Annotated in this window: 21 protein-coding genes; 9 read left to right on the top strand and 12 right to left on the bottom strand. The window is 72.6% G+C overall.

Going from position 1 to position 25,036, the window contains the following annotated elements:
- Window positions 1-522 precede the first annotated feature (522 nt).
- The gene (locus tag AB0G79_RS25590; protein ID WP_360810272.1) at window positions 523-2,397 is read right to left on the bottom strand and encodes an MFS transporter; all 1,875 of its coding nucleotides are present in this window, start codon (window positions 2,395-2,397) and stop codon (window positions 523-525) included.
- A gap of 143 nt (window positions 2,398-2,540) precedes the next feature.
- Window positions 2,541-5,030 (bottom strand): serine hydrolase, encoded by a 2,490-nt coding sequence (locus AB0G79_RS25585; protein ID WP_360810270.1) that lies wholly within the window; start codon window positions 5,028-5,030, stop codon window positions 2,541-2,543.
- 162 nt (window positions 5,031-5,192) lie between these two features.
- Here AB0G79_RS25585 and AB0G79_RS25580 point away from each other — a divergent pair, with 162 nt between their 5' ends.
- The 3 genes from AB0G79_RS25580 to AB0G79_RS25570 all read left to right on the top strand — a co-directional run bounded on the left by AB0G79_RS25580 (window position 5,193) and on the right by AB0G79_RS25570 (window position 7,350).
- A complete protein-coding gene (locus AB0G79_RS25580) occupies window positions 5,193-5,894 on the top strand; it encodes a GPP34 family phosphoprotein (protein ID WP_360810268.1) in 702 nt (233 codons plus the stop codon).
- A gap of 210 nt (window positions 5,895-6,104) precedes the next feature.
- Window positions 6,105-6,965, top strand: a complete 861-nt coding sequence (locus AB0G79_RS25575; protein ID WP_360810266.1) for a helix-turn-helix transcriptional regulator — start codon at window positions 6,105-6,107, stop codon at window positions 6,963-6,965.
- Between the two features lie 184 nt (window positions 6,966-7,149).
- A complete protein-coding gene (locus tag AB0G79_RS25570) occupies window positions 7,150-7,350 on the top strand; it encodes a DUF397 domain-containing protein (protein ID WP_360810264.1) in 201 nt (66 codons plus the stop codon).
- Between the two features lie 158 nt (window positions 7,351-7,508).
- Here AB0G79_RS25570 and AB0G79_RS25565 read toward each other — a convergent pair whose 3' ends face one another.
- Window positions 7,509-8,348, bottom strand: a complete 840-nt coding sequence (locus tag AB0G79_RS25565) for a hypothetical protein (protein ID WP_360810263.1) — start codon at window positions 8,346-8,348, stop codon at window positions 7,509-7,511.
- A gap of 99 nt (window positions 8,349-8,447) precedes the next feature.
- On the opposite strand from AB0G79_RS25565, the gene AB0G79_RS25560 reads away from it, so the two are divergent.
- On the top strand, window positions 8,448-9,230 hold the full coding sequence (locus AB0G79_RS25560; RefSeq protein WP_360810261.1) for an SDR family oxidoreductase: 783 nt from the start codon (window positions 8,448-8,450) through the stop codon (window positions 9,228-9,230).
- Between the two features lie 111 nt (window positions 9,231-9,341).
- On the opposite strand, the gene AB0G79_RS25555 is transcribed toward AB0G79_RS25560, so the two are convergent.
- Window positions 9,342-10,397 carry an ADP-ribosylglycohydrolase family protein gene (locus AB0G79_RS25555; protein ID WP_360810259.1) on the bottom strand — a complete coding sequence of 352 codons (1,056 nt, stop codon included), beginning with the start codon at window positions 10,395-10,397 and terminating at the stop codon, window positions 9,342-9,344.
- Window positions 10,398-10,623: 226 nt separating this feature from the next.
- Here AB0G79_RS25555 and AB0G79_RS25550 point away from each other — a divergent pair, with 226 nt between their 5' ends.
- Window positions 10,624-10,941: a tyrosine-protein phosphatase gene (locus tag AB0G79_RS25550; RefSeq protein WP_360810257.1), complete on the top strand. Its 318-nt coding sequence runs from the start codon at window positions 10,624-10,626 to the stop codon at window positions 10,939-10,941.
- 6 nt (window positions 10,942-10,947) lie between these two features.
- Here the strand turns inward: AB0G79_RS25550 and AB0G79_RS25545 are convergent, their stop codons facing one another.
- The 3 genes from AB0G79_RS25545 to AB0G79_RS25535 all read right to left on the bottom strand — a co-directional run bounded on the left by AB0G79_RS25545 (window position 10,948) and on the right by AB0G79_RS25535 (window position 15,821).
- Complete coding sequence (locus AB0G79_RS25545; RefSeq protein WP_360810255.1) at window positions 10,948-12,294, bottom strand: TerD family protein; 1,347 nt, start codon at window positions 12,292-12,294, stop codon at window positions 10,948-10,950.
- Window positions 12,295-12,309: 15 nt separating this feature from the next.
- Entirely contained in the window at window positions 12,310-14,916 is a 2,607-nt protein-coding gene (locus AB0G79_RS25540) for a bifunctional FO biosynthesis protein CofGH (RefSeq protein ID WP_360810252.1), read from the bottom strand.
- A gap of 68 nt (window positions 14,917-14,984) precedes the next feature.
- On the bottom strand, window positions 14,985-15,821 hold the full coding sequence (locus tag AB0G79_RS25535; protein ID WP_360810250.1) for a TIGR03619 family F420-dependent LLM class oxidoreductase: 837 nt from the start codon (window positions 15,819-15,821) through the stop codon (window positions 14,985-14,987).
- A 118-nt stretch (window positions 15,822-15,939) separates the two neighbouring features.
- Between AB0G79_RS25535 and AB0G79_RS25530 the strand changes: the two genes are divergently transcribed.
- Complete coding sequence (locus tag AB0G79_RS25530) at window positions 15,940-16,680, top strand: GNAT family N-acetyltransferase (RefSeq protein ID WP_360810248.1); 741 nt, start codon at window positions 15,940-15,942, stop codon at window positions 16,678-16,680.
- 40 nt (window positions 16,681-16,720) lie between these two features.
- On the opposite strand, the gene AB0G79_RS25525 is transcribed toward AB0G79_RS25530, so the two are convergent.
- Window positions 16,721-17,722, bottom strand: a complete 1,002-nt coding sequence (locus AB0G79_RS25525) for a DUF5937 family protein (RefSeq protein WP_360810246.1) — start codon at window positions 17,720-17,722, stop codon at window positions 16,721-16,723.
- Between the two features lie 140 nt (window positions 17,723-17,862).
- Here AB0G79_RS25525 and AB0G79_RS25520 point away from each other — a divergent pair, with 140 nt between their 5' ends.
- A complete protein-coding gene (locus AB0G79_RS25520) occupies window positions 17,863-18,819 on the top strand; it encodes a VCBS repeat-containing protein (RefSeq protein WP_360810244.1) in 957 nt (318 codons plus the stop codon).
- A gap of 61 nt (window positions 18,820-18,880) precedes the next feature.
- Here AB0G79_RS25520 and AB0G79_RS25515 read toward each other — a convergent pair whose 3' ends face one another.
- Window positions 18,881-19,396 carry a GNAT family N-acetyltransferase gene (locus AB0G79_RS25515; RefSeq protein ID WP_360810242.1) on the bottom strand — a complete coding sequence of 172 codons (516 nt, stop codon included), beginning with the start codon at window positions 19,394-19,396 and terminating at the stop codon, window positions 18,881-18,883.
- Window positions 19,397-19,465: 69 nt separating this feature from the next.
- Here AB0G79_RS25515 and AB0G79_RS25510 point away from each other — a divergent pair, with 69 nt between their 5' ends.
- A complete protein-coding gene (locus AB0G79_RS25510; RefSeq protein ID WP_360810240.1) occupies window positions 19,466-19,684 on the top strand; it encodes a hypothetical protein in 219 nt (72 codons plus the stop codon).
- Window positions 19,685-19,771: 87 nt separating this feature from the next.
- Here AB0G79_RS25510 and AB0G79_RS25505 read toward each other — a convergent pair whose 3' ends face one another.
- The 3 genes from AB0G79_RS25505 to AB0G79_RS25495 form a co-directional block, all read right to left on the bottom strand.
- On the bottom strand, window positions 19,772-21,349 hold the full coding sequence (locus AB0G79_RS25505; RefSeq protein ID WP_360810238.1) for an APC family permease: 1,578 nt from the start codon (window positions 21,347-21,349) through the stop codon (window positions 19,772-19,774).
- Window positions 21,350-21,598: 249 nt separating this feature from the next.
- Complete coding sequence (locus AB0G79_RS25500) at window positions 21,599-23,068, bottom strand: aldehyde dehydrogenase family protein (protein WP_360810236.1); 1,470 nt, start codon at window positions 23,066-23,068, stop codon at window positions 21,599-21,601.
- Window positions 23,065-24,804, bottom strand: a complete 1,740-nt coding sequence (locus AB0G79_RS25495; RefSeq protein ID WP_360810234.1) for a D-aminoacylase — start codon at window positions 24,802-24,804, stop codon at window positions 23,065-23,067. The genes AB0G79_RS25500 and AB0G79_RS25495 overlap by 4 nt, the downstream gene beginning before the upstream one ends.
- On the opposite strand from AB0G79_RS25495, the gene AB0G79_RS25490 reads away from it, so the two are divergent.
- Complete coding sequence (locus AB0G79_RS25490) at window positions 24,803-24,934, top strand: hypothetical protein (protein ID WP_360810232.1); 132 nt, start codon at window positions 24,803-24,805, stop codon at window positions 24,932-24,934. The genes AB0G79_RS25495 and AB0G79_RS25490 overlap by 2 nt on opposite strands.
- Window positions 24,935-25,036: the final 102 nt, after the last annotated feature.

Raw genomic sequence — 25,036 nt, 5'->3', positions numbered from 1 at the left:
TGACGGCCATGGTCGCTAACCGGCAGTCTCGTTTTCGAGGCTGGATGACTAGCCTTCTCAACTTTGTAGGCGACATCTGCGCTGGCGCACCCTCGTGGGTGCTGGCAGAGCACCTGGCGGGTCATGCAGTGGCGGGCTGAGCGCATCGCCATTACTTTCACGCGGTGGCAGACCTCAGGAACGTACAGCAGCGAAGGCCGACCGGCACGCCACCCTGCCATCCCCGCAGCCTTCGTGGCCAGCTCCCAAGGCGTCAGCGACCTTCGTGCCCGTAGTTCGCATCGAGGGGGTTGGTAGGCCCCAGCCGTGCCACTCTCGTGCCAGAACGGTCGGGGACTCACGGGGAATCGGGGTTCGCTGTGGTGCGTCCCTCCCGACATCGCCCAACGTAGGGAATCCGCAGGTCACGCCAGTGATTACCCTCCCGCTCTCCTAAAGCGGGTGTCGCAGGTTCGAATCCTGCCGGGGGCACGTGGAGGAAGGGCACCTACGGAGATCCGTAGGTGCCCTTTCGTGTCTGTGTCAGCGCAGTTCGTCCGGGCACGGGGTGCCGCGGGAGAGTTTGTAGGGGGCCGCCAGGCGGTAGACGCCTGCCTTCGGGGCGATGAGTTCGGTCCACTCGTCGCCTTCCGTGTCCGCTTCCGCCTTGAAGAGGCAGCCTTCCTCGTTGGCGAAGAGCTTGGGGGGCTCGGTGTCCGTGTCCGTGGCCGGTTCCCAGTTCTCGCGGGCCAGCTTCGAGGCCTCCGTCTCCTGGGGGGCCTCGATCTTGCCGCCGTTCTCGTCCATCAGGGCCAGCCAGGGCGAGTACGGGACGCGGATCTGGACGCGGCCGGGGCGGTCGACGCGGATGACGACCTCGTTCTCCTCCGCGCTGAGGACCTCGGCGGGCGGGTCCGCGAGGGGGGTCGGGGCCTGGACCTCGTACAGGCGCCAGTTCTCGTCCGACCAGACCTGCTTCAGGTACGGCAGTCCGCCCTCGACGAGCTCCGCCTCGCGGGCCGCGCCCGAGTCGGGGGCGCCGGTCGGCAGGACCACGTAGTGGACGGCCCAGCGGTGGAGCCACTGGTTGTAGTTCACCGCGTTGAGGGTGTCGTCGTAGAAGAGCGGGTTCCGCTCCATGTCCGCCTGGCGGTTCCAGCCGCGCGCCAGGTTGATGTACGGGCTGAGGGCGGAGGACTCGCGGTGGCTGGAGGCCGGCACGACCTCGACCCGCGCCTTGCCCGCGTCCCGTACCTGGAGCTGGTTGACCAGCGGCGCCAGCTCGCGCGCCCAGGAGGCGTCCGGGGCCGTGCGGATGACGTCGTCGACGCCCTTGAAGCCGATCCAGAAGTTCAGGCCCGCGAAGGCCAGCAGCAGCGCGTACCAGCGGCGCGAGCGCGGGGCCGTGTACGGGAGCGCCGCGAGCAGCACGACGCCCGCGAAGAGCATCGGCAGGCGCGAGATGTTCGAGCCGATCTGCGAGTCGATCAGCCAGGTCAGGAGCGTGCCGAAGGTGTAGACGGCCGCCGCCGTGCGGACCGTGCGCCAGTCCTTCGGGACGAGGACGAAGACCAGGATTCCGAAGAGGAGGGGGAGGGCCGTCGAGGCGAAGGCCATCGGCTGGGTGCCCGAGAAGGGGAAGAGCCAGGAGGAGAGGGCGACCACCGCTACCGGCGCCAGGCCCAGGGCGTACGCGCCGGGGCGCCGCTTGTTCAGGAAGAGCGCCCCCGCCATGATGCCCAGGAAGAGCCCCGCCACCGGGCTGCACGCCGTCGCCAGGCCCGCCAGCGGGGCCGCGACCACCGCCTTCGCCCAGCGCTTGCGCCGCCAGCGGTGCGGCCAGCAGAAGACGGCGGCGACCGCGCCCAGCGCGAACATCATGCCGAGGCCGAAGGTGACCCGGCCGGACAGCGCGTTGCAGAGGAAGGCGAAGACGGCCGCGAGCGAGCAGGCCATCGGGTTGCGGACCGCCGGCACCCGCACCAGGATCAGCGAGGTCAGCGCCGCCGACAGCGTCCCCGCGACCATCATCGTGGAGCGGACGCCGAGCAGCGACATCAGGTAGGGCGAGACGACGCTGTACGAGACCGGGTGCATCCCGCCGTACCAGGCGAGGTTGTACGCCGAGTCCGGGTGCCGTCCGACGAACTCCGCCCACGCGTCCTGCGCCGCCAGGTCCCCGCCACTGTTCGCGAAGAAGAAGAACCACAGGACGTGGGTGACCGCGGCGACGCCCGTGGCCGCCAGGACCGTGTAGCGGCGCTTGCGGCGCGGGGCCGGGGTGAGGGGCGCCTTCGCGGGGGCCGCCGCCTCCTGGCGCTGTGCCGGGAGCACTACGCGGCGGGGAGCGGTGTCGACGTCATGATGGTGGTCCTCGCCGTCGGTGCGATCCGCTCGCTTCGGCTCAGCGGTGGTCACTGTGGCCCTTTCCCGTACTGCTCCGGTCGTGTCGTCCGTACTGCCGGGGCTCCCCGCCCCCAGGACTCCCCGTACTGCCCGGAAACGCTAACAGCCGGGCGCCCCGGACGTCGGTCCCGGGCGCCCGGCCGAAGCGGTCGCGCTCAGCCCACGCGCGTGAGCTTCTTGTCGAATCCGGGCTCCACCAGGTCCTTCTGGAGGGCCACCGGGGCGCTGACCCTGCCCGCGCCCTCGCCGATCGACACCGTGCCGACGACGTCGCCCGCCTTGCCGGTGTGCGGGACGGCCCTGCCGCCGTCCGTCAGGTCCAGCTTCACCTGGAGGCCGGGCCAGCCGATCGCCTTGAGCTCCTTCGTCGCCACGACCGGCGTCCGGCCGCCGAGGCCGTCGTCCACGTACCCGAGGACCTGGTCCTTCTTCACGACGGCCGCCGAGGTGACGTCCTTCTGGGCCTGCTGGATCAGCTTGAGGCTGTTGTCGATGGCCAGCTGGAGCTTGTCGTTGAGGAGCTTGGCGTCCTTCGCCCCCATGACGATGCCGAGGATGCGGCGGTTCTGGCCGTCGACGACCGTGTTCGCCGACCAGAGCAGGTTGCCGCCGGCGGGGGTGGAGGAGCCGGTCTTGATGCCGCTCACACCCGGTTCGAGCAGGATGTTGTTGTTGTTCTCGATCCGGCCCTCGATGCCGTCCACCGTCATGTTCGGCATGTTCACGATCTCGCGGAACACGTCGTACTGCATGACCGCCTTCGCCAGCTTCAGCTGGTCCTGCGGAGTCGACATGGTGGTGTCGAGCAGACCGGACGGGTCGGTGTACGTGGACTGGGTCATCCCCAGGTCCTTCGCGGCGGCGTTCATCTTCTCGACGAACGCGGCCTCGGAACCGGCGTCCCAGCGGGCGAGCAGCCGGGCCACGTTGTTCGCCGACGGGATCATCAGGAGCTCCAGGAGCTCCTTCTCCGTGTAGGTCTGACCCTCCTTGACCTGCGCGGTCGACTCGTGGGTCGCCTTCGCCTGGTCGGCGGCCTTCTTGTCGATCGTGATCTCGGGGCCCTGCTCCTTCCCCTTGATCGGGTGGTCGCGGAGGATCACGTACGCCGTCATCGTCTTCGTGACGCTCGCGATCGGGGCCGGCTTCTGCGGGCCGTACAGGCCCATGGAACCGACGCCCTCGACCTCGACCGCGCCCTGGCCCTCGGTGGGCCACGGCATGGCGAGCTCGCCGCCCTCGAAGGTGTAGGTCGGCGACGCGGTGAGGCTCAGGACGGGCTCCGGCAGCGGCCTGACCATCTGCACGATCGCAAAGATGATCAGGAGCAGGACGAGCAGCGGGGTCCAGATCCGGATCCGGCGCAGCGTCGTCCGCAGCGCGTTCGGCTTCGGCGGCGGGGTGTTCGTGAGCTCCGCCAGGAGGTCGAGGGGCGGGAGCGGCGGCAGCGGCTGCTGCCGGGTCCGCTCGGCCTCGGCCGGGGAACCGGGAACGCCCGGGCCGGCGGGAGAGGCCGGGGAGGCCGAAGAGGCCGCCTGCTGCGCCGGGGGTACGGGGGCGGGGGCCGGCGCCTTGCGGGCCTCGGGCGCCGGGGGGCCCTGCGGGGCCCGGGCGGTCTTCGGGGCCTCGGGGCTCTTCGGGGCCCGGTACGCCTGCGGGCGGCCCGCCTGAGCCGCCTGGGCCGCCTGGCCCTGGCCCGCCTGAGCCGCCTGGGCCGCCTGGCCCTGGCCCGCCTGAGCCGCCTGAGCCGCCTGAGCCGCCTGCTCGGCCTTCCGCTCCGCCGGGATGTCCGGGCGGAGCGGCACGAAGGTGCTGGTGCGCTCGCTGTCGGACTCCGGTGCGCGCAGGTCGGCCGGGAGCTTCAGGGCGGTCGTCGGCTGGTCCACGACGGGCTCGGCCGGCGGACGCACGATCTTGAACATGGCCGTCGGCTGGTCGACGGGCTCGTCGTCCCGCGTGTCGTCGACGACGGAGTCGGACGCGGAGTCGGCCTCAGGCCGGGGCGCGGACTCGGGCTCGGGCCGGTGCGCGGACTCGGGCTCGGGCTCGGACTTCGCCTCGGCGTCGGCGGCAGCGGCGGGAACGGCGGCGGGAGCGGACGACTCGGCCGCACCCGCGGACGGCTTCCGCGCCGCGAACCAGGACTCGGCTGCGGACGCCTTCTCCCCGGTCGCGTCCGCGGCGGCCACGGCGGTCCCGGCCGCGTCCTCGACCGGCTCCTCGTCCGCGTCGCCCTCGGCCTCGCGGTCCGCCTCCTCCGCGTCGTGCGCGGACTCCTCGTCCGGGTCCTCGGCGGCCTCGTCGGCGTCGGGGGCCTCCTCGGGCTCCTCGCCCTCCTCCGGCTCCCCGTCGGCCGGCGCGGGCTCCTCGTCCGCCGCCGACGCGACCCAGGCCGCCACGGCGGCCTTCAGACGCTCACCCTCGGGCTCGGGGTCCCCACCCTCGGGCTTCCCGCCCTCGGACTCCCGCTTCGGCGCGTCGTCCGACGCGCGCGGCGCCAGGGTCTTGAACACGGCCGTCGGCTGATCCACCTGAACCGACGAGGATGACGTACCGCCGCCCGAGGCCGTCGTCTCGTCCGACGACCCCTGCTGCTCCGCCCTGTCGGGGGACTCGCCCGCCACCGTGCCTCCTCCATGCGTCATGCGTACGTCCGAACCGTCTACCAGTGTCCCGTGTGGACCACTTGGCTCCCGTGCTAGACGAGAACGACATACCTACTGGTTCCCGGATGAACCACCCAGGCACTCTCGACAGATGAATGTGAGAGGGGTCACCCTGTCACTCATCCACGCGGGGAGGCATGGATGGGCAGGAGCCGCAGAACTATTCCGGAGGAGCTTCTGCTGCTCGCTCTGGACCCGACCACGGGTACCACAGCGCAGCCGCAGTCGCTCGACCTCGGCCTGGCCGGAGCACAGCTAGTGGAACTGGCTCTGGCAGGACGGATAGCCCCAGACGGGGATCGTATCGCCGTGGTGATGCCACGGCCGACCGGAGATCCGACCTTGGACTCCGCACTGGAGCTGTTGCGCAGGCGCGGCAGCCCGGTCCGGGCCGTCCACTGGATCGGCGGACCCCGACTGGGGCTCCGTCAGACGTATCTCTCGCATCTGGAGCGATGCGGCATGGTGCATGCCGTGGAGGGCCAGATGTGCGGGGTGTTGCCGACGACTCGCTACCAGGCGACGGACACGGCGATCAGCCGGGAGATCAGGGCCCGGCTGGACAGTGCGATCCGCACCGGCGTACCGCCGGACCCGCGGACCGCGGCGCTCGCCGCACTGGCCCACGCGGTCGGTCTCGGCAAGCACCTGTACCCCGGCAACGAAGGCAGGTCGTCGCGGTCCCGGCTGCGCGACCTGATCCGGCACGACCCGATGGGCGGCCTCGTGGCGCACGCCGTGATGGACGTCCAGAACGGCGCGGCGGCACAGCCGCGCCGCGCGACCGCGGCGGGCGTTCCGGCGCAGCCTCGCGGCAGCATGGCCCGCGCGGCGGTTCACTGAGCCGCCGGGCAACGGGCCCAGGGCGTCGCGCCCCGGGCCCACCAGTACCGACCCACCCGGGAGCCGCACGGCGGTGCGGGGCGGCCGTGACGGCCGTCCCGCACACGTGCGTTGTTCCGGTTTCCCAGCGCGCACCTCGCCTTTGGTGGCAGTCTGCCAAGCAGTAGATACACACAGCTACGCAGGCACACAGCCGGAGGTGCAGTTTCCGTGGCGTCCAACGTCAACCCCACCGTCAGGCGACGCCGATTGGGCCAGGAGCTGCGCAAGCTCCGGGAGGCGAAGAACATGACGGCCGAGCAGGTCGCCGAGCGCCTCCTCGTCTCCCAGTCCAAGATCAGCCGCCTCGAGAACGGCCGCCGGTCCATCAGCCAGCGCGACGTCCGCGACCTGTGTGGCGTGTACGAGGTCGAGGACGAGCGCATGGTCGACTCGCTCATGCAGATGGCCAAGGACTCGCGCCAGCAGGGCTGGTGGCACGCCTTCGGCGACATCCCGTACAGCGTCTACATCGGCCTGGAGACCGAGGCCGAGAGCCTGCGGATGTACGAGTCGCAGATCATCCCCGGCCTGCTCCAGACCCCGGCGTACGCGGAGGCCGTGATCTCCGGCGCGATGCCGGAGACGACGCAGGCGGACATCGAGAAGCGCGTCACGGTGCGCACCCGCCGCCAGGAGCGCATCCGGGACGACGAGCGGCCGCTGCGGCTGTGGGCGGTCATCGACGAGGGCGCGCTGCACCGGATCGTCGGCAGCAGGCAGTTGATGATCGAGCAGCTGGAGTACCTGACGGAGCAGTCGCACCTGCCGCACGTCACGGTGCAGGTGATCCCCTTCGAGATGGGCGCGCACCCGGGGATCAGTGGCCAGTACTCGATCCTGGAGTTCCCCGACACCTCGGACTCCAGCGTGGTCTACATCGAGGGGGTCACGAGCGACCTGTACCTGGAGAAGACCCAGGACGTGCACAAGTACTCCGTCATGTACGAGCACCTCAGGGCCCAGGCGCTGAGCCCGGAGGCGACGCGCGAGCTGATCGCGGAGCGCGCGGAGCTGTACGCGAAGGGCTGACCGTCCGTCGCGGGGCGGGCACCGTACACCCCGCGATCGCTCCCACGGAAGCCCAGCTGGAATATGCCACCCGGTCGTGTGAACGCCGGTCCCGCCGGAGGGGACCGGCGAGTAGCGTCGATCACGTCGGCGAGAAAACGCCGTCGCGACACACACTCACTGGTCAGAACCGGAGTTGAGCATCATGGCGATCTTTCAGGGTGTTACGGACACGTGGACGAAGTCTTCCTACTCCGGCGGGAACGGCGCCTGCGTCGAGGTGAAGTCCCCGGTCGTGGCGGCCATCGCCGTGCGTGACTCCAAGGCCCCCGAGGGCCCGTCCCTGTCTTTCGGACCCGGCTCCTGGAACGCCTTCGTCGGCGAGGTGAGCAACGGGGCGCTCTGAGCCCCGCGCCCCCGCAGTGCCGAAGTACCCGCAGCACCCGCAGCACCCGCAGCACCCGCAGCACCCGCAGCACCGAAGTACCCGAAGAGCCCTCTCGTCCGGATCGCCGTCCTGGCCGAGAGGGCTCAGCCTTTTCCGTACGTACGCCCGGCGTCCCGTCAGCGCAGCTGGTCGACGTACCGGTCCGTGCCCGGCACGGTCGGGATGAACGGCGCCACCAGCTCCACCCGGCCCCCGGTCCCGGCCCCCAGGGTCTCCAGGCCGGCGAAGTGCTCCGTCCAGCACTCCCGGGGGTCGCGCTCCAGGAACCAGAGCAGCGTCAGGCGGGTGTCGACGCCCTCGACCTGTTTCACGTACGTCATGCGGTCCCCCGGCAGCGGCGTCGGCCGGAAGACCGTCACCATCGCCGCCGGTGAACCGGCGAGCAGTCCGGGCAGCTCGCGCGAGCGCAGCCGGTCGAGCAGCGCGTCGCGCGCCTCGGGTCCCTCGGCGTCGACGACCTGGAGGATCAGCCCGGCGTAGGGGTGGTCGAGGGCGTGGAAGTCGCGCGGCCCGGCGGCCCCGTCGCGGTAGACGGTCGCCGTGTGGTCCTGGAAGGCCGTGAAGACGTGCGTGCGCTCCTGGTGGACGCGGGCGTCGAGGTTGAGCCGCTTGTTGATGCCGACGGTCCACTTCATGTGCTCGTCGTAGCGGCCCTCGGTGATCCAGTACGTGGAGAGGTAGCAGCCGGCGGTGACCGGCTGTGCGACGGCGGACTTCTCGGGGCGGCGCAGCTCCTGGAGCTCGCGGGTGGCGACCCAGCGCCGTCCCGCGTACATCCAGGGCATGGCCATGGCGCCCGCGTAGTAGTGGTCGTCCTCGTACCAGCGGTTGTACGCGTACTCGTGGCCCGGGTGCGGCTCGACCATGGTGATCAGCGCGTGACCGGGGCGCACGCCGTACGGCCCGGTGGACGCCAGCCGCGCGTAGGCCTCCGGACCCTCGCTCGTACCGCTCATGTGTCTCCTCTTCCCTTCCCAAGTCGGGGACAGGGACCTACTCTGACGGACCGTCAGATGCATGCGCCAGATGCAGGACCAGGGTCGAGGAGGTTCCGGATGCTGCTGCGGGGCAAGACGGTCGTCGTGTCGGGGGTCGGGGCCGGGCTCGGGCACCGGATCGCGGAGACGGTCGTACGGGACGGGGGCAACGCGGTGCTCGGCGCGCGGACCGGGGCGAACCTCGTCAAGTCGGCCGCCGAGATCGACCCGGACGGGACGCACACCGCGTACCGGGCCACGGACATCACGGACGAGGGGCAGTGCGAGGCGCTCGCCGCGCTCGCGGTCGAGCGGTTCGGCGGGATCGACGCCGTCGTCCACGTCGCCGCCTGGGATTCCTACTTCGGCGGCCTGGAGGACGCCGACTTCACGGCCTGGCAGGGCGTCCTCGACGTCAACCTCCTCGGCACCCTGCGGATGACCCGCGCCTGCCTCCCGGCGCTCAAGGAGCGGGGCGGGTCCGTCGTCATCGTGGGCACGCAGTCGGCCGTCGCCGCGCCCTCGGAGGTGCGACAGGCGGCGTACGCGGCCTCGAAGGGGGCGCTGACCTCGGCCATGTACTCGCTCGCGCGCGAGCTCGGCCCGCACCGGATCCGGGTCAACACCGTCCTCCCGGGGTGGATGTGGGGGCCGCCGGTCCAGGCGTTCGTCCAGTTCGCCGCGCACACCGAGGGCGTGCCGGAGGCCGAGGTCCTGGCCCGGCTCACGGACCGGATGGCACTGCCGGAGCTCGCGACGGACGGGGACGTGGCGGAGGCGGCGGCCTTCCTCGCCTCCGACCGGGCCCGGGCCATCACGGGCCAGTCGCTGCTGGTCAACGCGGGCGAACTGATGCGCTGACGCGCGCGGGAGCCGGTCCGCCCAGAGGCCCCCGGCCAGTGGGGCTCGCCCTGGGGCGGCGGGGCTCGGGCCCCCGGGCGACCGGGGCCCGAGCGTTCGGGCCGTGGCCGCTCAAGCCCTCGGGTAGCGGGACAGCCAGCCCGGTGAGGACTCGGTGGCCGTGTGCAGGGCCGCGCCCTGGGTCATCTCCATCGAGAAGTCGTCCGCGAGCTCCAGGACCGTCGCCCGGCCCTCCAGTTCGGCCAGCCAAGCCGGCGGGAGGGCCGTCTCTCCGTGCAGGGCGCCGAGCAGCGCGCCCGCGACCGCGCCCGTCACCGACGCGGGCCCGTCGTGGACCGTGGCGAGCCGCAGGCCGTGCCGCACGTCCTCGGCGACCAGCGCGCAGTAGACGGCCGTCGCGAGCTGCGCCTCGGCGCGGTCCTCCCCCGCCCCGAGGCCCGTGACGCGCCCGGCGTCCGGCACCCCTTCCCGTACGGCTCCGACGGCCGCCGTGAGCGCCTCGGTGACCGGCTCGTGGCCGGGGCGCCCGGCGAGCAGCTCCAGGGCGCGGGCCACCGCCGCCTCCACGGAGCCGCCGCGCGCGACACCGTGCACGGTGACGGCGAGGGCGCCGGCGGCGAGGGTCGCGGCGGGGGCGCCGTGGGTCTGCGCCGCGCACTCCACGGCGAGCTGGCAGACGAGCTGCGGCTCCCAGCCGACGAGGAGCCCGAAGGGCGCCGAGCGGGCGAGGGCGCCGGAGTCGGCGGCCTCGGGGTTCTTGGGGGCGGCGAGGGTGCCGATGCGCTCGTCGCCGAGGCCGGTGAGGCAGGCGCGGGGCGGGTTCCTGCGGGCGTACAGCCACTCCTCGCGGGCGAGCCAGCCGTTGTCCTTGCGGCGCTCGTCGGGTCCCCAGTCGCGCTGGGTGGCGGCCCAGCGGAGGTGGGCGCGGTGGATGTCGGTGGGCGGGTGCCAGGCGCCGGTGTCGCGGCGGACCTGGGCGCGGATGAGGCCGTCGACGGTGAAGAGGCTCATCTGCGTGGCGGAGGTGACGGCGCCGCGTCGGCCGAAGGCCTCGTCGCCCGTCCCGAGTGCGTCGCCGACCGCCGTGCCGAGGAGGCATCCCCGTACGCGTGCGCGGAAGTCCTGCTGTTCTGCGCGGCCCCACACGGCTGCGGCTGTCGTCGCCACGACGTGCCCTCCCCCGGTCGGCGGTTCGCTGGCGGTTCCCTCGGTTCCGGGTCTCCGGTCTCCGGACCCGGTTCCCGGATCCCCCGGCCCCCGGGTCCCTCCGCCGCACTGTAATCGACCGGGTAGGGGCGTTCGGGGCCCGGAACGTTATGTGATCCGACGCCCTTCAGGCCGCTTTTGACCGCAGTTCACCCGAGGTTCGACCACGGCTCCCAGCATCTGCGGCATGGACCCCGTGACGGCGTCCGAGAGCGCCTCGGCCCCCGACCGGGTGCCCGCCGGTGCCGCGCACGTCGTCGCCGACGTCCTCGCCGGCGCCGGCACCTTCACGACGATGCCGAAGAGCCCCGCCGAGGCCGAGGCGATGATGGTCGAGGGCAACCGCTCCATGGTGAGCGGCGCGACCGCCCGTACCGCGTACCTCGACGCGGGCTTCGACGAGGTCGAGGAGGAGTACGGCTCCTTCCGCGCGTACCTGCGCGACGGCCTCGGCATCGACAACCACGCGCTGAAGGAGTTGGAGAGGGACCTGCTCGTCGGCTGACGCCCGCTAGCGACGGGTCCAGAAGCCCGCGATACCCGGCCGCCTGGGCTCCATGGACCAGCCGCCGTCGGCCTGGACCACGAGCAGCCGGGGGCCCCGGGGAAGGTCCCCGCTGCCGCGCCCCCGGTCCCGCCGGCTGAACTGGTGCTGCCAGTGGCCGCCGCGCCGGTGGATCTGCACGCCGAAGTACCCCTCCTTGTCCTCGTCGCCCTCGAACCGGTACCGGACGTCGGTCTCGTCACCGGTGTACGCCAGGACGTCCGGCCCGTACCCCTCCACGGGCCCCGGCCCCTCGAAGGGACGCAGGGTCGACACCGGCCGGAGCCTGATCGTCCACGCGGTCCGGTCGTCGGTGTCGACCCGCAGGCGCGGCGGTGCCTGGCCGTCGTGCGCGAAGACGCCCACCCCGTGCGTATGAGCGGGGCGGCTCGTCAGAACGTCCCGCCATCGGCGCCCGCGGATCGTCAGCGTGACGACCTCGACGTACCGGCCCCCCTCCTTCACCAGGTCGACGACCACGAAGCCCTTGGTGAGGTCGAGGCCGGTGTCGACGACCTCCCTCCCCCGGCCCGAGAACTCGACGGGAGTGAACTCGGGACCCATCTGCTCGGGAAGGTCGTTGCACCGCGCGAAGGCGAAGGCGGGGGCCTGCGCCGGTACGGACACGGGCGCCGAAGGGGGAGCGACCTCCGCCTCCGTCACCGCCTCCGCCTCCGTCACCGCCTCCGGCGCCGTCCCCGTCTCCGTCTCCGTCTCCGTCTCCGGAACCTCGTCGGCCGAGTCCGTCACCTCCGGAACCTCGTCGGCCGCATCCGTCTCCCCCGGCACCGAGAACCCGAAGTCCTTCGCCAGTCCCGGCAGTCCGGAGTCGTACCCCTGCCCCACCGCACGGAACTTCCACCCCCCGCCCCGGCGGTAGAACTCCCCCAGCAGGATCGCGGTCTCCGTCGTCGCGTCCTCGACCTCGTACAGCGCGAGCTGCTCGCCGGTCGTCGCGCTCACCGCCCGCAGGTAGAGGTCGGTGACCTCCCCGAACGTGGCGTCGTCGCACGAGGCCGCGACCACGACCCGCTCCACGGACGGCTCCACGCGGCCGGGGTCGATCTCCAGCCAGTCCGCGAGGACCCCGCCCTCCCCGTGGGCGGAGCCCGCCAGCCGGACGCCGCTTCCCGCGTGCTCCGGCTGGTTGTAGAAGACCAGGTCGTCCCCGCTCCTGACCGTGCCGTCGGCGGCGACGAGCAGCGCCGCCGCGTCGACCTGCGGATCCCCCGGTCCGCCGAACCGGCGGACCACGGCCACGCGCATCGGCTCGCCGCTCAGCGGCAGGTTCCCACCTTTGATCATCTGCGTCATGGACGCATCATGCACTCAGTCCCCGAGTACCGGGAGAAGCTCCGGCAGATGGCCGTCGGAGGCGCGCGCCACCCGCTGCCGCTCCTCCGGCACCTCCCCGTACAGCGTCGTCCGCGGCTTCGCCGGCCGCCCCGCCGCCTCGGCGATCGCCTCCAGGTCGCGGATGGAGCGGTACGAGCCGTAACTCGACCCGGCCATGCGGGAGATGGTCTCCTCCATCAGCGTCCCGCCGAGGTCGTTGGCGCCGGACCGCAGCATCTCCGCCGCGCCCTCCGTTCCGAGCTTCACCCAGCTGGTCTGGATGTTCGGGATGTGGGGGTGGAGGAGGAGCCGGGCCATGGCGATGACGGCGCGGTTGTCGCGGAGCGACGGGCCGGGGCGGGCGATGCCCGCGAGGTAGACCGGCGCGTTGGTGTGGATGAAGGGGAGCGTCACGAACTCCGTGAAACCACCGGTCTCCTGCTGGATGCGGGAGAGCGTGCGGAAGTGGCCGAGCCAGTGCCGGGGCTGGTCCACGTGCCCGTACATCATCGTCGAGGACGAGCGGATGCCCAGCTCGTGGGCGGTCGTGACGACCTCGATCCAGGTGGCGGTGGGCAGCTTGCCCTTGGTGAGGACCCAGCGGACCTCGTCGTCGAGGATCTCGGCGGCCGTGCCCGGGATGGAGTCGAGACCGGCCTCCTTCGCGGCGGTCAGCCACTCCCGGATCGACAGGCCGGTGCGGGAGGCGCCGTTGACGACCTCCATCGGGGAGAAGGCGTGCACGTGCATGCCGGGGACGCGGGCCTTCACCGCCCGAGCGATGTCGAAGTAGGCGGTGCCGGGCAGGTCGGGGTGGATGCCGCCCTGCATGCAGACCTCGACGGCGCCGACGTCCCAGGCCTGGGCGGCGCGGTCGGCGACCTGGTCCAGGGAGAGGGTGTAGGCGTCGGCGTCGGTGCGGCGCTGGGCGAAGGCGCAGAAACGGCAGCCGGTGTAGCAGACGTTGGTGAAGTTGATGTTCCGCGTGACGATGTACGTCACGTCGTCGCCGACCGCCGCCCGGCGGACGTCGTCGGCGACACGGGTCAGGGCGTCGAGGGCCGGACCGTCGGCGTGCAGGAGGGCGAGCGCCTGGGCGTCGGTCAGCCGCGTCGGGTCGTCGGCGGCGACGGCGAGGGCCTCGCGGACGTCGGTGTCGATGCGCTCGGGCACCATGCCGGGTGCGGCGGCCTCCCGGAGCGACTCCCAGTCCCCGTACACCTCGTCGAAGTCGTCCCTGCGGTCGGACGTCCGGCCGGTGGTGTCGATGGTCGCGTGCAGGTCCGTCCGCCCGGCGGCGGTGAAGGCCTCGTCGGGCTCCTGCCAGGGCAGGCCCCTCACCTCGGCGTCGGGGCGGGCGAGGCCCGTCTCCGGGTCGGCGAGGGCGCGGACGTGCGGGAGGAGCCGGGGGTCGAGCCAGGGTTCGCCCCGGGTGACGAACTCGGGGTAGACGCAGAGGCGTTCGCGCAGCTCGAACCCGGCGGCGGCGGACCGCGCCGCCAGCTCCTCGATCGCCGGCCAGGGGCGCTCGGGGTTGACGTGGTCGATGGTGAGCGGCGAGACCCCGCCCCAGTCGTCGATGCCGGCGGCGATCAGCCGCTCGTACTCCGCGTCGACGAGGTTCGGCGGGGCCTGGAGGCAGGCGGAGGGCCCCATGATGAGCCGGGCGACGGCGACGGTCGCGACGAGGTCGTCGAGCTCGGCGTCGGGCATGCCGCGCATCGCCGTGTCCGGCTTGGCGCGGAAGTTCTGGATGATCAGTTCCTGGATCGAGTGGTACGCGCGCGCCACGCGCCGCAGCGCGAACAGCGACTCGGCCCGCTCCTCCAGGGTCTCGCCGATGCCGAGCAGCAGCCCGGAGGTGAAGGGCACGGAGGAGCGGCCCGCGTCCTCCAGGACCCGGAGCCGGACGGCCGGTTCCTTGTCCGGGGAGCCGTGGTGGGGGCCGCCGGGCTCGGACCAGAGGCGGGTGGCGGTGGTCTCCAGCATCATGCCCATGGAGGGCGCGACGGGCTTGAGCCGCTGGAAGTCGGTCCAGGACAGGACGCCGGGGTTGAGGTGCGGCAGGAGGCCGGTCTCCTCCAGGATGCGGATCGCCATGGCCCGTACGTACGCGAGGGTGTCGTCGTACCCGTGCGCGTCGAGCCACTCCCGGGCCTCGGGCCACCGGTCCTCGGGCTTGTCGCCGAGGGTGATGAGGGCCTCCTTGCACCCGAGCGCGGCCCCCTTCCGGGCGATGTCGAGCACCTCGTCGGGCGACATGAACATCCCGTGCCCGTCCCGGCGCAGCTTGCCGGGGACGGTCACGAAGGTGCAGTAGTGGCACTTGTCCCGGCAGAGCCGCGTGAGCGGTATGAACACGCTCTTCGAGTACGTGATGACGCCGGGCCGCCCGGCCGCCTCCAGGCCGGCGTCCCGCACCCGCCCCGCCGACGCGACGAGATCCGCCAGGTCGTCCCCGCGCGCCCGCAACAGCACGGCCGCCTCGCCCACGTCGAGCGCGACGCCGTCCCTCGCCCGCTTCAGGGCGCGGCGCATGGCGTTCTCGGTGGGACGTTCCGCGGAGGGGCCTGCGGGGCGTTCTGCCTGGTGATCCGTCATGGACCGAGGATACGAGCGGGTAGGTCCGGGTGCGGAGGGGTCCCCGGGGGACGGCCGAAGTCGTTCCCTCACAGGTACGCGCCGAACGCGTCGAGGGTCTCCAGGACCTCCCGTTCGTCCCCCGGCGGCAGCTGGAGGACGACCTCCTCGCAGCCGAGTTCCGCGTAGTGGGCGAGCTTTCCCGGGTTCGGGAGGACGGCGTACGGGACGACCTGGAGGCTCTTCGGATCGCGCCCGGCCGCCTCCCAGGCCTCCCGCAGCACCGGGAGGGACTCCGACAGGCCCCGGCCGCCGATCGGCATCCAGCCGTCGGCACCCTCGGCGATGCGGGCGAAGAGCTTCGGCCCGGCCGCGCCGCCGAGGAGGATCCGGGGCGCGCCGCCGGTCCAGGGCTTGGGCCAGGCGTGCGAGGCGCTGACGGAGCGGCCGTGCGCGCCTCCGTCGTACGCCGTGGGCTCCGACGCCCACAGGGCCCGCATGAGGGCGAGGCGGTCGTGGGTGACGGCCCGCCGGGTGGGCCAGTCGACGCCGTGGTCGGCGGCCTCCTCGACGTTCCAGCCGTAGCCGACGCCGAGGGTGAAGCGGCCGCGGGAGAGGTGGTCGAGGGTCGCGATCTGCTTGGCGAGGGTGATCGGGTCGTGCTCGGCGGGCAGCGAGACGCCGGTGCCGATGCCGAGCCGCTCGGTGACGGCGGCGGCCTGGCCGAGGGCCACGTACGGGTCGAGCATCCGCCCGTACTCCCGGGGCGTCGGGCCGCCCGCCGGGTGGGGCGTCGCGCCGGAGACGGGGATGTGGGTGTGCTCGGGGAGGTAGAGCCCGGCGAAGCCGCGCTGTTCGAGCTCGCGCGCGAGCCGCACGGGGGTGATGGTCTCGTCGGTCAGGAAGATCGTGGTCGAGATCCGCATGGGGGCACGGTAGGGGGTCGGGGCGGGAATTCCGAGAGGTACGACGGGAGTGCGGCGAGCACGTCACCCACCCCGGTATCCGGCTGCGGCGCCGGGCCCGCCCACCTACCGTGTGCCCGTGCTGAACCGTATCGAGGCGTACTACGACGCCGTCCCCCGCTCCTCCGCCCGCGCCGAGTCCCACGGCCCCCTCACCCTCTTCGTCCAGTCGGGCGACGGCTGGCCGTACTACGCCCGCCCCGCCCTCGGGCACACCGGCGAGGTGCCGGTCGAGGCCGTGGAGCGCGTACGGGCCCGGCAGCGCGAGCTCGGGGTGCCGGAGGCGTTCGAGTGGGTCGCGGAGACCACGCCGGGGCTGCGGGCCGCGGTGGAGGCGACCGGACTGACCGTCCACGAGCACCCGCTGATGGTCCTGGAGGGCGAGGGCGTGCCCGTACCGGCCCCCGGGGGCTTCGCCGTACGGATGGTCGAGGCGGACGACCCGGCCCTGGAGAGCGCCGTCGCCGCCCCGTACGCCGCCTTCGGCGCGGACCCGGGGCCCGGCACGACCGAGCGGATCGCCGAGCGGCTGACGGCCGGTCTCACCCGGCTCGCGGCGGCGTACGACCCCACGGGCCGGGCCCTGGCCGCCGGGCAGCACCAGCCGGTCGGCGCGGTGACGGAGGTCGTCGGCGTCGGCACGGTCCCGGAGGCGCGGCGGCGCGGCCTGGGCCTCGCCGTCACGGCCGCCCTCGCGGCGGACGCCCGCGCGCGCGGCACGGAGACGGTGTTCCTGACGGCGACGGACGAGACGGTGGCGAGGCTGTACGGCCGCCTCGGCTTCCGCACGGTCGCGACGGCCCTGATCGCGGAGGGCTAGGGAGTGTCCGGCGGGCCCTGTGCCCTGGCCCTCGCCCTTCTCACGGAACCGTGGGCTGCCCGAGGAGCTCGGCGGCGAGCGGGGTGCGCTGGTGGAGCACCCACCGTCCGGCGCGCTCGGAGGTGACCAGGCGGCAGCGTCGCAGCACGGCGAGGTGCTGGCTGACGGCCGGGGCGCTGACGCCGAGGTAGGAAGCGAGCTGCGTCGTCGTGAGCGGGAGGTCGAGCTGCGCGAGCAGGGCCGCGCGGCTGCGCCCCATCAGCTCGCCGAGCGGCTGGACGAGCGCTCCGTCCGCCGGGCTCGCCAGGTCGTCCCGGTCGGCCCACAACTGGCCGATGCCGCGCGGCGCGTACGTCAGGGCGGGCTGGTAGGGCTCGTTGTGCAGGACCAGGAGCCGGGGCCAGGCGAACACGCACGGCACCAGCAGCAGCCCCTTGCCGGCCGGCGTGCGCACCGCGTCGTGCGGCTTGTCCACGAGCAGTCGGTTCGGCGCGGAGAACCGGACCTCGGGGTGCAGGTCCGCGAAGACCTTGTCGAGGCCGCCCACCGTCAGCTGCCGGGCCCGATGGGCCACATCGGCGTCGCACAGGGCCCGCAGCCGTGGCCAGACCGGTTCGACGGCGGCTCGCCAGTACGCGGCCATGGTGTCCACGAGCCGGGGCAGCTCCCGCCCGGGGTCGTCGTGGAGGGGGCGGAGCTCGGCGGGCAGCCCCTGCGGGGTCCGGAGCTCCTCCAGGGAGGCGCGGACGACGTCGGCGGGCGTGGCGGCGATGTCGTCGAGCTCGTCGGCCACGTCGCCGGTCATCGCCGCGGGCGAGGGCGCGAGGAAGTCCGGGACGATCCGCGGCCCCCGGGCGAGGGCGAGGAGGACACCGAGGTCGAGGCCGGTGGTCCGGGGCCGGGCCATGGCGAGCCAGGGGCCGTGCATCGGGAGGCGGCGCGTGCCCGCGAGCACGGGCACGCTGTGGACCAGTTCCTCCAGGGGGGACCGGGCGAATCGGATCCGCGTCAGGTCGTCCGGTCCGAACAGGATCTCGATCACGTCGGGCAGCGTAGCGCCCGCGCCCCGCCCCGTCCCGTCCCGATTAAGCGGTGACGAAATCGTGGCGCGCCATCCGCCCGCGGGCGGATGGTCTTCCCGGCGCGGTCAGCGCCTCCGACGCAGAACTCCGGGGGGACCCCATGAGAGCACCGTCCACGAACGCACCGGGCAAGCGCGTACGAGCCCTGATCCTCGCGGTCGCCGTGGCCGCACCCCTGCTGGGTGTCTCCGGCACCGCGACGACGGCCCGGGCGGCCGTCGCGGGCGCCACCGCCATCGCGGGCCGTCCGGACCTCACCGGCGACGGCCGGGTCGAGATGGTCGCCAAGGGCGGCGACCGGTTCTACGCCTACAGGAACACGGCCGGACACACCTGGGGCTGGCCCTGGGGCGCGAGCACGACCTTCGACGCCGGCCAGGGGTGGGGCGGCGTCGACGGCCGCCGGGTCTACTTCGCCGACATGGACGGCGACGGCTACAAGGACCGCCTCCAGAAGTACGGCGACGGCTTCCGCGGCTGGTACAACACCGAGGCGGGCTGGACCAGCACGCCGTACGTGGGCACCTTCTCGACCGGGACGTCGGGGTGGAGCGGCGTGAACGCGGCCGACGTGTGGTTCGCGGACATCAACGGCGACGACAGGGCCGACCTGATCCAGAAGGTCGGCTCGTACCTGCAGTACTACCCGAACCGGGGGAGCGGCGACTCCTGGGGCGCGGCGATCTCCCTCGGTGTCCTGAACGTCGACGACCCGAACCGCATCCACTTCGCCGACCTCGACGCGGACGGGGACGCCGAGCTGATCGAGCACACCGGCACGAGCTTCTTCGTCTCGCCCAACACCCACGGCACCGGCGGCGGCTTCCCCTGGCCGGGCGGGTACGACCACTACACCGGTTCGGGCTGGGAGAACGTGGACCCGAACGACGTGTGGTTCGCGGACATCACCGGTGACGGCCAGGCCGACCTCGTCCAGAAGAACGGCGACGCGCTCCAGTACTACCCCAACACGGGCCAGGGCAAGGGCTGGGCCGGGGCGAGGAACTGCGGCACGGGCTGGCAGTACGCCAACCCGAACGACCTCTACTTCGTCTGAGGCGGGCGTCCGTTCCCCGCGATACGGGGGTACGCGGGGAACGGAGCCACGACCGCCGGGCCTACGGCCGCGGCTGCGGCCGGGACTGCGGCTGCGGCCGGGGCTGCCGGATCATCCACACGTCGTACTCGGTCACCGATGTCGTCGTGAACCCCTCGCGCTCGTAGAGGCGCACCGCCGCACTGCCCCGCAGGGACTGGAGGCGGACGGGGACGCCGTCCGCGTCCGCCCGGTCGAGGAGGGTGCGGAGCACCGCCGTGCCGAGGCCGCGGCCCTGGGTCCCGGGGGCCAGGTAGAAGCTCTCCAGCCAGTAGCCGTCGCCCTCGCCGACCTCGTGGCCGTGCCCGACGAGCGGCACGTCGGCGTTGGGTATGAGGGCGACGCAGCCCACGAAGTCGCCCTCGACCTCGATGATCCGCATGTGGGCGGGGCGGAAACGGTTCCGCATCCGCTGCCGGACCTGCTGCTCGTCGTAGACGCCCAGCCTGACCAGGTCGTCCTTCATCACCACCGCGCGCAGCTCGGCGATGTCCTCGACGTCCTCGGCCCGTGCCGGGCGCATCGACCACGTGATCATGCCCGCATCCTAGGGACCCCCCGGACCGCCGCTCGTAACCGGATCCGCGCGGTCCGCGTTACGACGGGCATGAAGAGGATCCTCACCGCCGCCGCCCTGACCGTCTTCGCCGCCGCGGGCGCCGCCGGCGCCACCGCCGGGACCGCCGCCGCCGACACGGGCGGCATGAACCTTCCCTCCGTCGTCCCGCTCAGCGGCGTCCTGACCCCCAAGGCCAAGCCCGCCGGCACCCCCGACCTCCCGCCCGCCAACGCGGCCGTCGAGAAGCTGCTCCCCGGCCACCACTGATTCCGGACGGGACGACGGAAAAGCGAGGGCGACGGGACCCCCCACGGGCCCGCCGCCCTCGCGACTCAGGGACGCCTCACGCGGGCGTCAGTCGGCGACCACCAGGGACGGGGTCTCCTTCGTGAGGACCTCGCCGCGGAAGAACGCCGGGCTCTTGCGCTGCATGACCAGCATGATCACGAAGCCCAGGAGCAGCAGGCCGACGCCGATCACGAAGACCGAGCCGACGCCGAAGACGGAGGAGCCGGAGCCGTAGGCCGGGTCCCACATGTCGTAGAGGGTCTTGCCGAAGACGCCGGTCAGCATCAGGCCGCCGAGGAAGGGCATGAGGCCCTTGTAGGCGAAGTCGCGGCCGGTGCGGAAGAGCTCGCCGCGGAAGTACCAGACGCAGGCGAAGGCCGTGATCGCGTAGTAGAAGCAGATCATCAGGCCGAGCGCGTAGATCGTGTCGACCAGGACGTTCTCGCTGACCAGGGTCATGACCGTGTAGAAGACGCCGGTGGCGACGCCCGCGACGACCGTGGCCTTGCCGGGGGTCTTGAAGACCGGGTGGACCTTGGTGAAGGACTTCGGCAGCGCCTCGTAGGTGGACATCGCGAGGACCGTGCGGGCGACCGGGATGAAGGTCGTCTGGAGGCTCGCGGCGGCGGAGGCGAGGACGGCGACGAAGAGCAGGATGCCGAGCGTGGGGCCCATGACCGGGCCGGCGAGGGCGGCGAAGACGTTGTCGGAGGTCTCCGGGTTCGCGAGGCCGAGGCCCTCCTCGCCCGAGCCGACGACCATCTGCGCGGCGACGCCGGTGGCGAGGTACGAGCCGACGAGCACGACCATCGCGATGAGGGCGGCGCGGCCGGGCGTCTTGGCGCTGCCGACCGTCTCCTCGTTGGCGGTCATGCAGGTGTCCCAGCCCCAGTACATGAAGATCGAGAGGGAGAGGCCGGCGGTGAAGGCCGCGAAGGACTGGACCGCGAAGGGGTTCATCCAGGACCAGGAGAAGGAGACGGAGGTCTCGAAGTCGCCGGCCTTCGACAGGGCCATCGCCACGAAGATGCCGAGGACGAGGAGCTGGAGGCCGACCAGGGTGTACTGGACGCTCTTGGTCGCGGTCATGCCGCGGTAGCTGATCGCGGTCGCGGCGGCGATGAGCGTGAGGCAGGTGATGATGTGGACGGCCTTGTTGTCGTCCAGGGCGGCGACGGAGTCGCTGCCGGTGATCTCGCCCGCGAGGAGCCAGAAGTACGAGGTCGCGACGCCGGCGAGGTTGGAGAGCACGATGATCGTGGCGATCACCAGACCCCAGCCGCACATCCAGCCGATCTTCGGGCCGAAGGCCTTCACGGTCCACGTGAAGGAGGTGCCGCAGTCGGGCATGACCTTGTTGAGCTCCCGGTACGCGAAGGCGACGAGGAGCATCGGGAGGAAGCCCGCGAGGAAGACGGCGGGCATCTGGAGGCCGACCTCGCCGGCCGTGGAGCCGAGCGTGGAGGTCAGGCAGTAGACCGGGGCGACGGTCGAGATACCGATGACGGCGCTGCCGAGGAGACCGACGGAGTTCCCGCCGAGGCCCTTCGTACGCACGCCGTGCGCGTCGTCCGCGCCGGCGCCGGGGGCGCTGACGCCCCTTACCGTGTCTCCGGCCTGGTGCCGGGCATCCACCTGAGTCATGAACAGGACGTTAAATGCTGCGGTTTCCACATCCGGAGGACCCCGCTCCGCTCAGATGATCGATCATCGCCTTGCATTGGAAGGGTCCAAAGACCCTATGGCCAATGATTGAAAGATCGACGACCGGGCGGGACCGACCAACTGGTAGGTCGGTCGGCCCGCGTCCGATATGCGGGAACCGCAGCAACACCCCAAATGTCCGGTTTGAAAATTTCCCGTGTGATTCAGGAGACGGCCACCGGAGGGTCGTCACCCCGGCCAGACGACCGCCTGGAGCTCGCTGTACGCGTGGAGCGCGTACGAGCCGACGTCCCGCCCGACACCGCTCTTCTTGAACCCGCCGAACGGCGCCTCCATGTTCCGTCCGATCGTGTTCACGCCCACCCCGCCCGCCCGCAGCCGGGCGGCGACACGGAAGGCGCGGGCCACGTCGCCCGACCACACGTAGTCGATGAGGCCGTAGTCGCTGTCGTTGGCGAGCGCGATCCCCTCCTCCTCGTCGTCGAAGGGCACGACCACCACGACGGGACCGAAGATCTCCTCCCGCACCACCCGCATCTCGTTGGTGCAGTCGGCGAGGAGCGTCGGGGCCACGTAGAACCCCTTCGCGAGGTCGGGGCGCTCGCCGCCCGCGACGACCCGCGCCCCCTCCTTCCTCCCCAGCTCGACGTACGCCTCCACGCGGTCGCGGTGCGCCGCCGAGATCACCGGGCCGACCACCGTGCCCCGCTCGGCCGGGTCGCCGACCTTCATGAACGCGAGGTAGCCGGTGAGCTTCTCGATCAGCTGCTCGTAGATCCCGCGCTGGGCGAGGACCCGCGTCGGAGCCGTACAGATCTGGCCGCTGTAGAAGGAGAACGTCGTCCCGATCCCCATCGTCGCCGAGTCGAGGTCGGCGTCGTCGAAGACGAGCGCCGCGCCCTTCCCGCCCAGCTCCATCAGCTGCCGCTTGAGCGAACGGCCGCAGACCTCGCCGATCGCCTGGCCGACGGCGGTGGAACCGGTGAAGGAGACCATGTCGACGTCCGGGGAGTCGACGGCCGCCTCGCCCACGGCCTGCGCGGAACCGGTGACGACGTTGACGACCCCGGCCGGGACACCCGCCTCCTCCAGCGCCCTCGTCATGGCGAAGACGGACAGCGGGTCCTGCGGGGCGGGCTTCACGACGACCGTGTTGCCCATCGCGAGCGCCGGGGCGATCTTGCCGGCCGGGTTGGCCCACGGGTTGTTGTACGAGGTGATGCAGGTGACGACGCCTACCGGGCGCCGTACCGCCACCGCGCCCATCACCCCGGCCCTGCCCATGGGCCCGGCCTCGTTGATCTGCGGGGGCAGGGCCTCCTCCACCGGCTCCATCGCGCCGCGCGCGTACCGCCGGAAACGGGAGGAGCCGATCGCGACCTGCATGCCGCGGGCGATGCCCGTGGTGGCGCCCGTCTCCGCCTGGGCGAGCCGGACGTTCTCCTCGGCGTCGCGGGCCATGAGGTCGGCGGCGCGGTCGAGGATCGCGGCGCGCTCCTCCGGCCGGGTACGGGACCAGGTGGCGAAGGCCTCGCGGGCGGCGGCCGCCGCCTCGTACACCTGGGCGCGGGAGGCCTCCGGCGCGAGCCCGACGAGCTCCTCGCTCGCCGGGTCGATCACCTCGTAGTGCCCGCCGTCGGGCTCGACCCACCGCCCGCCGATGAACAGCTTCTCGGTCCTGACGCTCTCGTCGCTCATCGTGTCGCCACCGTCCTCGTGTCGCGGCCCGAGCGCAGCACCTTGCCGGGTATCGCGCCGGTCACCTGGTCGTCCCTCACCGTCTCCACCCCGTTGACCCGGACCGAGACGATCCCGATCGCGCGCGAGTCGAGGCGCGGGCTGTCGCCCGGCAGGTCGTGCACGAGCGTCGCCGGGCCCGCCTCGATCCGCTCGGGGTCGAAGAGGACGAGGTCGGCGTGGAAGCCCTCCTCGATCCGGCCGCGCTCACGGAGCCCGAAGAGCCGGGCGGGGTCGTCGGTCAGCATCTTCACCGCGCGCTCGACCGGCACCAGCTTCCGGCCGCGCAGGCAGTCGCCGAGGAAGCGGGTCGTGTACGGGGCCCCGCACATCCGGTCCAGGTGCGCGCCCGCGTCGGAGCCGCCGAGCAGGACGTCCTCGTGCTCCCAGGTCTCCTTGCGGAGGGCCCACGAGGCGGGGTCGTTGTCGCTGGGCATCGGCCACAGGACGGTGCGGAGGCCGTCGTTGGCGCAGATCTCGACGAGGGTCTGGAAGGGGTCCTGGCCGCGCTCGGCGGCGATGTCGCCGACGACCCGCCCCGTGAGCCCCTCGTTCTCCTCGCTGTACGTGTCCCCGATGACGTACCGCCCGAAGTGCGCGAGGCGCCGGAAGACGCCGGCCTCCTTGGAGTCGGCGCGGCGGAGCATCTCGGCGCGGACGCCGGGGTCGCGGAGCTTCGCGATCCGCTCGGGGACCGGGAGCCCGAGCACCTCTCCCCAGCCGGGGATCAGGTTGAGCGCGCAGAAGGTCCCGAGGGACATGTTCATGGGCGTCAGGATCGGCATCGTGAGGGCGACGATCCGGCCGCCGGCCTTCCGGGCGCGCTCGGATGCGGTGAGCTGGCGGGGGACGCGCTCGGGGACGGCGGCGTCGACGGTGAGGACGTTCCAGTTGAGGGGGCGGCCGGCGGCGACGGTCATCTCGACGAACAGCTCGATCTCGTCGTCCGAGAACTGGTCGAGACAGCCGGCGAGGATGGCCTCGATCTGGGTGCCCTCGTGCTCGCCGACGGCCCGGGAGAGGGCGACGAGTTCGGCGGGGCCGGCGTGGCGGGAGGCGACGGGGACGCCGTCGCCGTCGGAGTGGGTCGAGGACTGGGTGGTGGAGAGGCCCCAGGCGCCGGCCTCCATCGCCTCCTTGAGCAGCGCGACCATCCGCGCGAGCTGCTCGTCGGTCGCCTCGCCGCTCGTGGCGGCCTCCCCCATGACGTACCGCCGCAGGGCGCAGTGGCCGACCATGAACCCGGCGTTGACGGCGATCCGCCCCTCCAGGGCGTCGAGGTACTCGGCGAACGACGACCAGCTCCAGTCGACGCCCTCCTCCAGGGCCTTGAGGGCCATGCCCTCGACCTTCGACATCATCCGGCGCGTGTAGTCGGCGTCCTCGGGACGGTCCGGGTGCAGCGGGGCGAGCGTGAACCCGCAGTTGCCGCCGGCGACGGTGGTCACGCCGTGGTTCATGGAGGGGGTGGCGTACGGGTCCCAGAACAACTGGGCGTCGTAGTGGGTGTGCGGGTCGACGAACCCGGGCGTGAGGACGAGCCCGGTCGCGTCCTCGGTGGACCGGGCCTCCTCCCGCACGGTCCCTGGCTCGGCGACGACGGCGATCCGCCCGTCCCTGATCCCGACGTCGGCGACGAAGGCGGGGGCGCCGGTGCCGTCCACGACGGTGGCGCCGGTGATGAGGTGGTCGAGCATGACGGTCCCTTCTCGCGGGGTGCTTTCCCTGACGCGGGTGCGCCCCGGCCCGGAGACCGCCGCGGGGGCCTCCGGCCGGGGCCGGTACGGGACGGCGGTCCGGGAAGACGTCGTCCCGCGCTGGTGGTGACGTGCGGGGGGGGCCGGGGGGCGGGTGGGGGCCGCGGGTGGGGTGCGGGCCGCTGCGCGGGGCCTTCACCCCACCCCCCCCCGTCCCCAAACCCGGGCGCCC

This window comes from Streptomyces sp. NPDC020807 (assembly GCF_040641575.1).
Classification (GTDB): Bacteria; Actinomycetota; Actinomycetes; order Streptomycetales; family Streptomycetaceae; genus Streptomyces.
The sequence above is the reverse complement of the archived record's forward strand: the minus strand, read 5'-3'. Positions and strand labels throughout refer to the sequence as shown.